Annotated in this window: 12 protein-coding genes and 1 pseudogene; 6 read left to right on the forward strand and 7 right to left on the reverse strand. The window is 42.4% G+C overall.

Translation table 11 applies throughout. The features are described from left to right. Positions 1-25: 25 nt before the first annotated feature. Positions 26-1,720, forward strand: a complete 1,695-nt coding sequence (locus JWG45_RS01270; protein WP_205277971.1) for a DUF342 domain-containing protein — start codon at positions 26-28, stop codon at positions 1,718-1,720. On the opposite strand, the gene JWG45_RS01275 is transcribed toward JWG45_RS01270, so the two are convergent. Beyond that, positions 1,717-3,015 (reverse strand): citrate synthase family protein, encoded by a 1,299-nt coding sequence (locus JWG45_RS01275; protein WP_205277972.1) that lies wholly within the window; start codon positions 3,013-3,015, stop codon positions 1,717-1,719. The genes JWG45_RS01270 and JWG45_RS01275 overlap by 4 nt on opposite strands. A 71-nt stretch (positions 3,016-3,086) precedes the next feature. Between JWG45_RS01275 and JWG45_RS01280 the strand changes: the two genes are divergently transcribed. Both JWG45_RS01280 and JWG45_RS01285 read left to right on the forward strand, forming a co-directional pair. After that, positions 3,087-4,217 (forward strand): citrate synthase/methylcitrate synthase, encoded by a 1,131-nt coding sequence (locus tag JWG45_RS01280; RefSeq protein ID WP_205277973.1) that lies wholly within the window; start codon positions 3,087-3,089, stop codon positions 4,215-4,217. Between the two features lie 109 nt (positions 4,218-4,326). Further along, positions 4,327-4,893: a hypothetical protein gene (locus JWG45_RS01285; RefSeq protein ID WP_205277974.1), complete on the forward strand. Its 567-nt coding sequence runs from the start codon at positions 4,327-4,329 to the stop codon at positions 4,891-4,893. Positions 4,894-5,022: 129 nt separating this feature from the next. Here JWG45_RS01285 and JWG45_RS01290 read toward each other — a convergent pair whose 3' ends face one another. The 4 genes from JWG45_RS01290 to xerD all read right to left on the reverse strand — a co-directional run bounded on the left by JWG45_RS01290 (position 5,023) and on the right by xerD (position 7,404). Further along, positions 5,023-5,415, reverse strand: coding sequence for an SgcJ/EcaC family oxidoreductase (locus JWG45_RS01290; protein WP_205277975.1), 393 nt, complete (start codon positions 5,413-5,415; stop codon positions 5,023-5,025). A 198-nt stretch (positions 5,416-5,613) separates the two neighbouring features. Next, a complete protein-coding gene (locus JWG45_RS01295) occupies positions 5,614-6,018 on the reverse strand; it encodes an LA_2478/LA_2722/LA_4182 family protein (RefSeq protein ID WP_205277976.1) in 405 nt (134 codons plus the stop codon). Then, positions 6,015-6,443, reverse strand: coding sequence for an ATP-binding protein (locus JWG45_RS01300; protein WP_205277977.1), 429 nt, complete (start codon positions 6,441-6,443; stop codon positions 6,015-6,017). Before JWG45_RS01300 ends, JWG45_RS01295 begins: the two co-directional genes overlap by 4 nt. A 64-nt stretch (positions 6,444-6,507) precedes the next feature. Next, positions 6,508-7,404, reverse strand: a complete 897-nt coding sequence (gene xerD / locus JWG45_RS01305) for a site-specific tyrosine recombinase XerD (protein WP_205277978.1) — start codon at positions 7,402-7,404, stop codon at positions 6,508-6,510. A 97-nt stretch (positions 7,405-7,501) separates the two neighbouring features. On the opposite strand from xerD, the pseudogene JWG45_RS01310 reads away from it, so the two are divergent. The 3 genes and pseudogenes from JWG45_RS01310 to JWG45_RS01320 all read left to right on the forward strand — a co-directional run. Continuing rightward, positions 7,502-8,116: pseudogene (locus JWG45_RS01310) on the forward strand (tetratricopeptide repeat protein); the annotation flags it as partial. Positions 8,117-8,121: 5 nt separating this feature from the next. Next, positions 8,122-9,144, forward strand: a complete 1,023-nt coding sequence (locus JWG45_RS01315) for an LA_2486 family SGNH/GDSL-type esterase (RefSeq protein ID WP_205277980.1) — start codon at positions 8,122-8,124, stop codon at positions 9,142-9,144. A 201-nt stretch (positions 9,145-9,345) separates the two neighbouring features. Further along, entirely contained in the window at positions 9,346-9,885 is a 540-nt protein-coding gene (locus JWG45_RS01320; protein WP_205277981.1) for a DUF1564 domain-containing protein, read from the forward strand. 124 nt (positions 9,886-10,009) lie between these two features. Here JWG45_RS01320 and JWG45_RS01325 read toward each other — a convergent pair whose 3' ends face one another. Beyond that, entirely contained in the window at positions 10,010-11,446 is a 1,437-nt protein-coding gene (locus JWG45_RS01325; RefSeq protein WP_205277982.1) for an MBOAT family O-acyltransferase, read from the reverse strand. Next, positions 11,436-12,767, reverse strand: coding sequence for an LA_2490 family SGNH/GDSL-type esterase (locus JWG45_RS01330; protein ID WP_205277983.1), 1,332 nt, complete (start codon positions 12,765-12,767; stop codon positions 11,436-11,438). The genes JWG45_RS01325 and JWG45_RS01330 overlap by 11 nt, the downstream gene beginning before the upstream one ends.

Raw genomic sequence — 12,767 nt, forward strand, 5'->3', positions numbered from 1 at the left:
GATGATTTCTACACTGAAACCCCGGATGAGCGACTCTCTCAAGAATTTCACTGATTCCCTTCTAAAGGATCTGGAAGAAAACGAAAACGCATTCTTCAAAATCGAAAATGAAGAAGGACTCGCCTATCTCTCCGTCTTTCCGGCCGGCAAAAAAGGGAAACCCCTCGATTCCAAAGAAATCCTAAGAAGAATCGAACTCTTTCAGATCTCCGAAATTTCCCATACGATCATCAAAGAATTGATCCAAAAATCCGACGGACTTCCTCACCTCATCGGAAAATGGCCGGGAAAACCGGAAAGTTCACGAATCGAGATCGAGATTTCAGAAGATAAAATGAAAACTTACGTTCTCTTTCATCCTCCAAAGTACGGCGGAAAACTTTTGAGCTCGGGACAGATCCAAGAATCGATTCAGCTCCGCGGAATCATTTACGGAGTGATTCCGGAAACCATCGATCGTCTTTCCGCAGAACCCGAGTACGGAAAAAAAATCCTGATCGCGGAAGGAACGGCTCCGATTCCAGGTAAAAATGGAGATCTCAGAATTCTTTTCATTCATCCCGCGCTTCCCCATCTCGAAGAAGACGAGTTTGGAAGAGTCGATTTTAAAAATATTCAAATCATACAAAGTGTCGCTCAGGATCAAAAGCTTGCTGAAAAAATTTCTCCCACCCCTGGAAAGGAAGGAAAGAATGTTTTCGGAGAAATTCTTCCGTACGAACCCGGAAAGGAAGCAGATTGGAAACTCGGAGCCAACGTTAGACTCTCTTCGGATGGAACTTCAGTTCATTCTTTGATCAGTGGAAGACCGATCCTTGATCGACAAGGAACCATCCGAGTGGACGAGGTCTGTCATTTGGAAAACGTAGACTTTTCCACCGGAAACGTCAGTTTCCCTGGAACGATCATCGTGGAAGGATCGATCGCAGACGGATTTACGCTGGAAACCGAAGGATCGATCATCGTAAAAAAATCGGTAGGCAAGGTTTTTCTCAAGGCAGCCGGAGACATCGTTTTGTCGGGCGGTTTTATGGGAAGAAACGGCGGTTTGATAGAATCCGGAGCCGATATCTACACTCGCTTCGTGGAACAGGGAAAACTCATTTCCAAAAATACGATTTTTATCGAAGAGGCTTCCATGCACTCCGAACTCGTCGCCGGAGAATCCGTAGTCATCCGAGGTGGAAGAGGAGAATTGATCGGAGGAACCTGCGTCGCTGGAAAAGCGGTCATCTGTACCAAGTTAGGCGCCATCGCGGAAACAAAAACTTCAGTATCCGTCGGGATCCGTCCGGAACTTCTGGAGGACTTGGAAAAACTGAGGACCGAAGTTCAGAAGAATCAAGAGATTCTTAAAAAAGTGGAACTGAGTCTTGTAAAACTCAACGAAGATTCTCAGAGAAGACAACTGACTGCGGAAGAAAAGGAAAGTCTTCCCAAACTCACGGCGATCAAACTGAAATATTCAGGAATTCTAAATAACTTACTCGGCCAAGAACAATCCATGATCATGGGTTTTGAACCGGATAAGGACTCCTATGTTGAAGTTGAAGAGGAAATTTTTCCAGGGGTGGATATTTATCCGGGAAAAGGAAAAAACTTCAAGGTTCGCCTCAAAGAAATCCCCGGGCCTTCTTTTGTATTTCTCGGGAACGACGGAAATCCGCAGATCACAAAAGTAAGACCAAAACGCCTCGGAATTCTTCAAGAAGATCCTTAAACGATTTTTTTTGGCGAAATTCCCACATAACGCGCCCTCGGACGGATCAATTGTTCCGATTGGTATTGTTCCATCGCGTGAGCAATCCAACCGGCGCACCTTCCTATCGCAAATAACGCAAGTCCCGCCCCTTTCGGCAAACCCAAAGTGTGGATGACCACCGCGAGCCCCATATCGATCGTAGGGTAATCTCCTAAAAGAGAAATCGATTCCTGTATTAGACTTTTTGCAAATACCAAATTTTTGTTTTTTGGAAAGAATCGTTCCGTCAGTTCGAGCAATTTTTTTCCTCTGGGATCTCCGGTTTGATAGAACGGATGCCCGAATCCGGGAATTTTTTCTCCCATCCTCAAACGTTCCGTCAAAAACAACCGTTCTTCTTTTTTTCTTGCGGAGGCATTTTCTATAAGCTCGATCGCTTTTTCTGTCAATAGACCGTGTCGTTTTCCGGAAAGCGCTGCGAGCCCGCCTATCACCGCTTGGTAAAGACTTGCGTCGGTCGATGCCACACAACGTGTGGTAAAGGAAGACGCATTGAGTTCGTGATCTGCTGATAGGATCAACGCCGCGTCGATCAAACGAATCGCCTTCTTGTCCTCGTTTGAAAGGATTCGATTCTTTTTAGAATCGGAAATAAAATGAGAATTCTTTTTTCCAAAAGAAATTTCTTTCCAAGAAAACCAAAGAGTCTCCGCAATCGAGCCCGCTCCTCGTTTGGACTTCGATGCAAAAAGAGACAACAAACGTATAATTTTCGTTCCGGTTTGACTCAAGGCTTCCGGAGTTTTTAGGAGCGCCCTCGTGTCCTCATATTCGGCGACACCCAATAGGATTCTACAAAGATCGATCAAAGGACGGTTGGAAATTACCGGAAGAATTTGGAGAGAATCCTTGTCCAGGGTCGGCCATTCCTCTTCAAACGAAAAAGAATTCTCGGAGTCCCAGAGAATCTTGGCAACGGATTCAAAATTAGAATTTTCTGATAGATCGGTAGCATTCAGACCGCGGTAGTATATCGCGTTTTCTTCGATCAAACTGATCGAAGATTCAAGGACCGGCTGACCAAAACTCAAAGCCGCCCTCGCGGTTTTTCCGGGATTTTGTTTTTCCTCTCTTTGCAACAAAAGACGTTCTATTTCTTCTCTTCTATACCGTTTACTACGGTCCTTTGAACCGCTCGATTCGGAATGAAGGATTCCGCGACTGACATATGCGTAGATCGTTTCCACTTCCACACCCAGTTCTTGAGCCGCCTCAAACGCCGATAAAAACGATTTTTTTGCCGAAGGTTTCATACATTGACTATTAAATCAATATTGATAATTTCTTGTCAATGCTGTAAACTCAAGATCGTAAGGAATTCAATATGAATACAATGGATCTTTTAGAAAAAAGTAAATACAGCCCGGGCCTGGAGGGAATTCCCGCCGTAAAGACTCGAATTTCCAAGGTGGACGGAACCCACGGCAAACTCGTAATCGCGGGATACCCTATAGAGGAGTTCGCGGAAAAAATCGATTTTGAAGAAACGTTCTTTCTTCTCTTAGAGGACAAACTTCCGAACGCCGAACAGAAAAAAAGGATCGTAGACGATCTTATTAACGCGAGAAGATTTTCTCAAGTTCAAAGAAACATCTTAGAAAGCTCCGTTTCCGAAAACGCTACCATCATAGAATGTCTCCGAATCGGGGCCGCGTCTTTATCCTTAGGAAAACCCTTCACTACAAGTGAAGAGGAAAGTTATGCGGTCGTTGCTACCTTACCCTTAATCGTCGCCTGGGTATATCGTCTCAAAAAAGGATTGAATCCGATTCTTCCCAATCCCGAGCTAAGTCTTGCAGCCAATTTTCTTTTTATGCTCGGAATTACTCCGAATCCTAAAAAGATAAAGGCACTCAATACATACTGGAACACCGTCGCCGATCACGGACTCAATGCGTCCACGTTTACAGCAAGAGTGATCGCTTCCACTCAGTCCGATATGATTTCGGCTGCAACCGGAGCCATCGGCGCATTAAAAGGCCCGCTCCACGGAGGCGCCCCCGGACCGGCATTGGACATGGTCTTTGAAATCGGTTCACCCGAAAGAACAGAAGAATATCTCAGAAATAAACTCGAAAAAGCGGAAAGGTTGATGGGTTTTGGTCATCGGATTTATAAAGTCCGCGACCCGAGAGCGGACATCTTAGCTTCCGCCGCAAAAGAACTCTACGAGCTTCCGGAATTGATAAACTTTTATTCTTTGGCGATGTATGTCGAAAAAACCGCTCTTCGCTTATTAAAAGAATACAAACCCGATCGAACTCTGCATACAAACGTGGAATTTTATACCGCGCTGTTACTACATGGCCTCGATCTTCCAACGGATCTTTTCACTCCCGTATTTGCGATCGGAAGAGCGGCGGGATGGATGGCACATTGTCTGGAACAAAAAAAGGAAAGAATTTTAAGACCGGACGCGATTTATATCGGAGCCGAAGATAAACACTGGAGATGACCTGTTTCCAAAATTTGAAAGAAAGGAATATAATACAAAATGCGGATCCCCTATTCTATCATCCATTAAGATCGACCGCAAAAAAAGAGAGACTTGGAAACCTGAACCCGTGAGCCTAATCCGAGTTACTATTCTGATTTGTCTGATCGAAGCGGGGATCGCTTTTGTTTCTCTCTTTCTCCACGGTTTCACCTCGGAAGGATTTCAAATTCTTGCGCGTTTCTCGGGAAGATATTCTCTTTTGACGTTTTTATTCTGGATGGCTTTTGCAAACGAAAAGGTCTTAGGGAAAATTCTTTCAAAAAGGCCTTTCTGTACATTTGCGATCGTTCATGGAATCCACTTGATGTTCGTTTTCGCGTATCTTTCTGTTTCCGGAAAAGCTCCAGTGTTTTCCCGTCTGATCCTGGGAATGATCACCTATGGGATTATCTTTCTCGGACCGTGGTTGGAAACTTTTCTTTTGCGAAAAGAAAATCGTAACTTCATACTATTAAAACGAATCTACTTTTTGTATCTTTGGATTTTCTTTTTATTGTTTTTGCTTCCAAAGACGTTAAAAGCGAGCGGAATTCTGGAAGCATACGACCTGTATATTTTGATGGCCTTGATTCTTTTGACACTTCCACTTTGGATCTTGAGGGAATTCAAATCCAAAAATAAATCTGATTATTAAATTATAGTTTTAGAATATTCATAATACCGTATTCTTTTTGAATCATTAGAATTAGAATGTCACCTCAAAAGCGTTATTCTTTCTTGAACGGTAAAAAGTTTCAAACAAGAAAGGTCGACCTTTCTCCGTTTATCGGACCAAAGGTTTCAACGTATTATGAAAAGCACGGATCGACCAACTTTCATCGGAGTTTGTCAGTATCATAGAAATGGTCGAATCAGTTTTTCCAACCAAGGGGCCGCTAGGACAATCTAAGCTCGCTTTGGCGTGAACTAAAATCGTATTCAAGTCGATTTGATTGGCTTGTAGTAATTCCAATTTAATTTTACTGTCCTTATAGATAGTATCAAAAATTGCTTGGTGTCCCTTGGCAACCGCGACGTCGGAATAATGTAGATCTCCGCGAATGTCCACGAAGTCGGAATTTTTCGTGAATGCTTTTCCAAACTCTTCACCGTTTGCACGATTCCATGCTGATTCTAAGGTTTTGATGATGTTTGTGGTGATTTCTTTGATTTCCATTTTTCGAATGAGAACAAAAGAAAACTTGTTTTCAAGAAGAATTCAAAAGATGCAAAGACTGATTCCAACGAATCAAATTACTCTATTATAACATAGCTTCTGATTCTTCTTTAGAAACTTTTAAAAGAAAGCGTTCCAATATCGGATCTATTAAGAATGAAAGCGAGGAAATGAAATTTCTTTTCCGGAGAGAACGCGTTATTCGTCTTTAGAAGATTGAAAGAGTTCCTGACAGGAAGGAATTCCTCCTCCTTCCATTTCCTCACAGGGAACCTTGAGAAGATCTTCCATACAGACTTTCACTTTTGCGATCTGCGCGTCGGTCACCTTTTCGTATTCGTCAGGAAGAATGTTTTGGTCCTTTTGTTCTTCCATACACTGATCCACGGAATAAGCGGAATTCTCCGAAGTTTTTTCGGAAGCTGGCAGAGTTTCCAGATAACGGCTAGCACACTCCGCGGTCTTTGTACAAAGCCGCGTGAAGTAGTCCTTGCTGAGTTTTCGAACTTCTTCCTTTGAAATGGAAGGTCCTTTTCTGCAAGTCCACAAAAGGATTGAAAGAAAGAGAATCAGAAGAGTGAATTTGGATCGAAATGAGTTCATTTTAGTTTTGTAAGAATCAGTCGGTTTCCTTCCGGCAAGGATTGGTCCAAGTAAAAATGATCCGTAAGTTTTTTTACGAGATAAAGACCGATTCCTTCCTCCCGATAATCATTGGGTTCATAACCTCTAATTTCGGAAAGATTTTTCTGACTCCCAAAGTCGCGAATTCGAATTTCCATTCGATTGTCGTAAAGATTGATTTCTAAAAAGATAGGGAGATTTTTTTTTCCGCCGTAAGAATGTTTGATGACATTGAGTAGGCATTCCCCTACCGCGAGTTTTAAGTCCGCGGAATCGCTCGCCGTAAACCCATTCTCAAAAGCCAAATTATAAACTAAACTTCGGATGATCGAAAGGTAACGTGGATGAGAAGGAATCTGCATTCGAAACAGATTCTCAAATTCTTTTTTTTTGCCCGACTCCATTTCGATTTGATTTCAACAAAAAAGAAAAATCGGTTCCGATTTCTAAAAACCGGAACCTCGACTTTTATCCTCTCGGATGAAATTTTTTATGAACTTCTTTTAGGGTCTTATTCGCCATGTGCGTATAGATCTGAGTGGTCGAAATATCGATGTGACCCAAAAGTTCCTGAACGGATTTGAGATCTGCGTGATTTTCCAAAAGGTGAGTCGCAAAGGAGTGTCTCAGCGTATGAGGAGTCACCTTTTTTGCGATGGTAGTACGTTTGATATAGTGGTTGAGAAGTCTCCAGACGGATTTGCGATTGATATAAGAACCTTTTTTCGAAACAAAAAGATATTCGCAGTTTCTAGCTTTTAATATAAAAGGTCGGCTTTGTTTTAGATAACGATTCAGGATGTCCAAGGATTTTTCACCGAATGGAACGAGTCTTTGACGACCGCCCTTCCCTTCCACCGTGAGGGTCATTCCTTCAAGATCCATATCCGTGAGTTTAAGATTGCAGGCTTCCGAAATTCTAAGTCCGGAAGAATAGAGTAATTCAAAAATGCACTTGTCTCGAAGTTCGTAGAGGTTGTCTTCTCGGATTGTTGCGAAGAGTTCGTCGATTTCTTCCTGAGTCAGATAATCAGGAATACTTCGCATCACTTCGGGAGTTTCGATTTTTTCAGTCGGGTTGGTATCGAGTTTTTTTTCGTCCTTTAGGAACTTGTAAAACTGTCGAATCGCGACCACTTCTCTTGCGATCGTCTTGGAACTGATCTTTCGATCCTTTTCCTCGTTTAAAAACCGCATGATGTCATTCGCCTGAACTTCAAGGAAATCGATGTGTTCCTTTTCCAGAAAGTTCTTAAACTTATTCAAATCGTAACCATAGGAGTAGATCGAGTTGTCGCTTAATCCTTTTTCTACGGAGAGATATTCCTGGAAATTTTGAAGTAGGTTGTTATGTGAAGATGTCACTGTTTTTAGTCCCGTCTGAAATGTTTAACAAGTACTAAATCCTTCGGACGTTTCCTCTCAGGAGAATTAAACTTTTTTATGTTGCCTTAAGGGTTTATTGGAAAATTCTAAACGAAACCCCGGACAAAACCGGTCTAAACATTCTTTTTTTCTAAACGTGAGAGTAAAAACTTCTGTATTTATGAGACTAAATATCCGATACGTTTCGTTCTCTTTTTTCCTCTTTTCTTTTCTTTTCTGCTCTTCCAGCGAAGATATGATCTGGGACGCAAGAGATTCTCTTTCTAAAGGGAATACGGCCGAGGCGATGCGTCTATACGAACTCGTTCTAAAAAAAAATCCGAGCCATCTGGAAGCAAATCGTACGTTGGGAATGATTCTCGCGGACAGCGGCCTCGCTCTTAATTCCGCCGCCTTTTATTTAGAAAAGGCGGAGATGGTTCTACCTGGGGAATCTTCCCTTTTACTCTATCTTTTAGAAATTCATTTACAAGAAAAAGATAAGGACAAGGTGAAGGGAATTCTCGAAAAATTCTCAAAAGCGAAAGACAAGGATATGGAAAGTTATGCATTCTTTCTCAAGGATTGTATTTTGGAGAAAAGAAAAAATCCTTCCGAGTTCAATCGTTTTCGAAACAGCGGAATTCCGGCCCTTCTTCCTCCAGCGAGAAGAATGTTTTTAAAATGCGAACTTTCTCTCTATTCAAATTCCTCCTTATGAAATCGTTTCCGTATTCGAAAATTTCAATTCTCATAGTCGTAAGTCTTTTGTTAGGTGAGATTTTTTTGAGAATGTTTCCGCCCGCCGGACTTATCTACAGACTCAGGGACAAACAGGTCCATTGTATCGAAGAAATGGAAATCCCAGAAATTCTTCTTTGTAAAAATTCGGATACGATTCTCCCCCATCCCGCAGGTTTTACGTTTCGTGTCCGCGTGGACGAGAACGGAGAAAGATTTGTTTCGGAAGAAAAGGTGATTCCCGGTTCCAGGCCTGAAGTTTGGTTGATGGGGGATTCGATCGCTTACGGCTTTGGACAAAACGACGAAGATACTATCGCTTGGAAATTGCAAAGCGCGCTGAAAGAAAAAGGAATCCAGGTGAGAAATCTGGGCGTCGATTCTCTCGGAACAGGCGGTGTTCAAAGAAGAATGGAAAGAACTCTCGGTTGCGATGATAGATCGTTTGATAAAGGATGTCATCTTCCCAAGGCGGCGTTTTGGATCTACCATCCTTCTGATCTACAGGACGTTCATCGAGAATTCTATCTTCGCAATTCTTTTACGGGGAGGATGTTTTTTCGAGGTTCGGTTTTTTTATCCAGATACAGCGCGCTCTACAACTATTCTAAGATTCGAAGTGAGAATCGTAGACTGGAAGCGTTACGCGCTCTTGGTCCCGAGGTCATTCCAGAAACACTTTCCGATTATCCGGACGATCATCCCTCCTTCCAAGAGATGAGAAAGTTCTTTGACGTCTGCAAAAAGGAAAAAATCCCGCTCACCGTTCTATTCTATCCAAACGGAACCCATTCTTTGACTCCCCTTCCTTCCACTCCTCTCTTGGATCAGATAGGAAGGATGGCAAAAAAAGAGGGCATCCCGGTCTTGGATACAAGACCCGATTTTTTAAGAGAATTCAACGAGAAGAAAACCGATTTTTATCTTAAAAACGACGGGCATCCGAATTCGATTGCGGCTAATCTAATTGCGAAAAAAATCTTAAAAAGAATGCAATAAACATTCCCTAAGAATACCGGGAAGAAAGTCTGGAGAAGTTACTACTACGAGATTCTACATTTCGTCTTCTATAGTTTTTGGAGATGATTTCGTCGTTTGATAACAAAAAGAGTTTCTGGGTTTTCGGATCGGCTCTTCGTTTTTTTTCGGTTTTTTTTTAAAACTTCCGCTGCGGTTACTCGCCTTGGAACCGTTTTCTGTATGGGCGTATTATTAATCCATTCTGGAAACCCGATCGAATCGACTCTTCAAAAAAATCGCTTGAACGTAGTCACTCTTTTGATACCGGAATCGACTTTGTTGCTTTATTCCGAAGAAGAAAGACGAAATCTTCCCAAAAGATTACCTGATCTTTTAAGGCGTTATGCGAAATTCTTAACCGCAAGTCCGAGGCTGGGTAAAAATGCGGGTAATACTCTATATCAGAATTCTTCCGGTTTGAGAATCATGAGAAGGATGAACGTTCGAATGAGCACCGGGGCCTGGGCCTTATTAGGAGCTCTTTCACAAGCCCATGGAGTATCACGCTGTTTTCTTTTTAATTATATGCTCTGGTTGGATCGAGCCGAAGTCGGAGATTCGATCGTGAGAACGATGAATGAGGGAGGTCCTACGTTTCACAGTAATTACAGCTATATCCTTCACCTCGATCTTACAAAAAATAAACTTTCACGCACATTAAAATGCAATCCGGAGGACTACTTCTATGTCTTGGATTATCGAGACTGGTTTCCTTCTTAAATTTTGTTTCAAAAAAGAAGCTCTTTTCAATTCGATCGGGAGTTGCTCGGAATACCTTAGAAAAGGGTATGCCTCTTACGTCCTCATCTCAATTATTTTCTTCCTTTCTAAACTAAACCGCAGATTAAAATTGAAAGTATAGGAAAGGTTGACTTACGGTAACGCTATAAAGGATAAACCCGACCAAAACCATCATTCCCGCAAGCGGATAGACGACCCAAGGTTCGTCTTGAATTTTCTCCATCCATTCCTGTCGTTTTTCCTGCAAAAAATCGGAACCGAACAAAACCAAAATCGCGAATAAAACCGCAATCGGGATTCTCAAACTTTGACCACTCTCAAAAGAAAAACTCCTCTTCACGATCGCAAAGGCAAGATCCAAGCTCGTCTCGTATCCGTACTCGGGGGAAGGCTTTGCACGAAAGAAAAACATCGAAAAGGAAAACACAAAAAACGGATAAGCATACTTGGCCCATTCCGGAATTTTATCCCAAGCGCGTTTAAGAATCGAAAACGAAAAGATGAATCTTTCGAAGACCATCACACTCGCGTGACAAGCCCCCCAGATAATAAAGTTCCAATCCGCTCCGTGCCAGAGACCACTCACAAATGTGGTGATAAATACGTTAAAATACGCCCGAAAAATGCTTACCCGGTTTCCGCCGAGAGAAATGTAAATATAATCCCGAAGCCAAGAAGAAAAGGAGATATGCCATCTCCTCCAAAACTCGGTTACGGTCTGAGAAAGAAAAGGTCTCGTAAAGTTTTCCGGAATTTTATAACCCATGATTCTTCCTGTACCGATCGCGACATCCGAATACCCGGAAAAGTCACAATAGATCTGAAAGGAAAACAAGAAAGCAGTGATCAATAAAGAAAGTGAATCGTAAGCTCCTGGATTTGTGAAAACGGGATCGACCGTCAAAGAAATCGGATCGGCTACAAAGGTTTTTTTAAAAAGTCCCCAGGCAAGTTGCCTCACGCCCGGAAGCAGGTTTTCCTTTCTATAAGTGTAATTTTCCAAAAACTGATGAAGCATATCTTGAGCGCGAATGATCGGACCGGCCACCAATTGTGGAAAAAAGGAAAGAAAGAGTGCGAACTGAAAAAGACTTCTCGCTTGCGGAACCGTTCCTCGATAGACGTCCACGGCATAAGAAATCGCTTGGAGAGTAAAAAACGAAATTCCCATCGGAAGCATCGCACCAGTAAGAGAAATATAAGTCGGATCGCAAGGTTCCGAGTTTGTAAAGACGTTCCAGGAGTGGATAGAAAAATCCATATACTTGAACATATATAAAAGAAGAAGGTTTCCCCAGACCGCGACGTTTAGATATACCAGTTTCAAAAATTTAGAAGAAGAAGACTCCATCCCTTTTACGGCAAAGTAAGTTAGGACAATCGAATATATCAAAAGAAGAATAAACGGAATCTTAAAGATCGCATAAAAATACAAACTCGCAACCAAGAGCCAGAACCTCTGAAACCTCGCGGGAAGCCAAAAGTATGCGAGAATGACGATGGGAGCGAAGATTAAATATTGAACCGAATTAAAGAGCATTTTTTTCCAATTCCTTGAGTTGTCTTACAACCGCTCTTTTCGCCCAATTGTTTCCCGGAACGGTAAGGTGCCCATCTTCCGGTATAAAATAATCTCGGATTCCGGAGAATTTTTTACCCTTTGGAGTATCGATCACTTCTCCGCACATTTCGGAGGTTTCTTTTCGCAGCTTGAGCGTAGGAACTCCCTTCTTTTCAAAATAAGAAGCCGCGCGAAGCGCATAGTTTTCCAGAGGGTGATACTTTCCTTGATTTCTACAAAAGATTTCTTCCACCTGAATCGGCATCAAGACTACAATGAGATGAATTCCTTGGGATCGAGTGTAATCAATCATTTCGTCATAAGCCTTCTTCGTAATTTCAGGAAGAGGTTCTAAAGAATTCAAAGAAGGCTCCTGGTCCTGACAGGAGAAATAACCCGGAATCGGTTCGGGGCAGAATCGTTTTTTGTATTCTTCCTGTGCCATCGTTTCCGGCGTTGGAGCGGCGAGAGGGATATTCTTATTTTTGAATATTCCTAAAGAAGAATTCGGTTCGCAGTTTTCTTTCTGCGGAGTTCTAAAAAAAGAATCCTTCATATAACGGACTGGAGTCTGATCCAGAGTCGAAGCAGAAGAAAATCCGGTGGAATTCCATTCGGATTTCAGTTTAAAGGTAGTAAACGAGTATTGAACCTTGAGTTGCTCGAGGGCGAGTTTTAACGCCTGTAAAGTGTAAGAGGCTCTAGAAAGTTCGAATTGAATCTGAAAGTTTCGATTGAAAGAAGGATCCTGATCTCGGATCTGATCCACTTCGTCGTCGGAAAGCATTCCTTTGTTTCGCAATTCTTCGGGGATCGTGAAGTCATTTGCGGAAACAAAGAAGAGAACCTCTTTTAAATTCCTCAACTTCGGGGCCATGTCTTTAAGCCTTCGAACAGCTCCTAGGGAACCATAGGCGTCCACGGCTAAGTTCATTGATTGTCTGGGTCCACCTTTGAGTTCGATTCCGTTCAACTGATTGCAAAACGTATCCTCGTCTCCGACTCCAAAACCCATCACAAGACTATCCCCCAGGCAAGCGAGCTTCGGTTTATCAGGATCCGGTTCTTCCAAACCTCGCATCCCAAAAGAATTGGTCCGAAATCGCCCTTCCCATTTTCCGGCAAAGTGTCGGATGTAGAGATCCTTGTTCGGAGCAAGATCCACGTAATAGATAGGATTGTATCTATGAAGAACCTTTTGATCTCTATAGTATTGTAAGGAAGGAGCTTGGAGAACGTTGAGAAGAATCTCGGTTCCCAAAAAGATGATTACAAAGAAGGCAAGAATACGTCCTGCCAA

This window comes from Leptospira ainlahdjerensis, from assembly GCF_016919175.1.
Classification (GTDB): domain Bacteria; phylum Spirochaetota; class Leptospiria; order Leptospirales; family Leptospiraceae; genus Leptospira; species Leptospira ainlahdjerensis.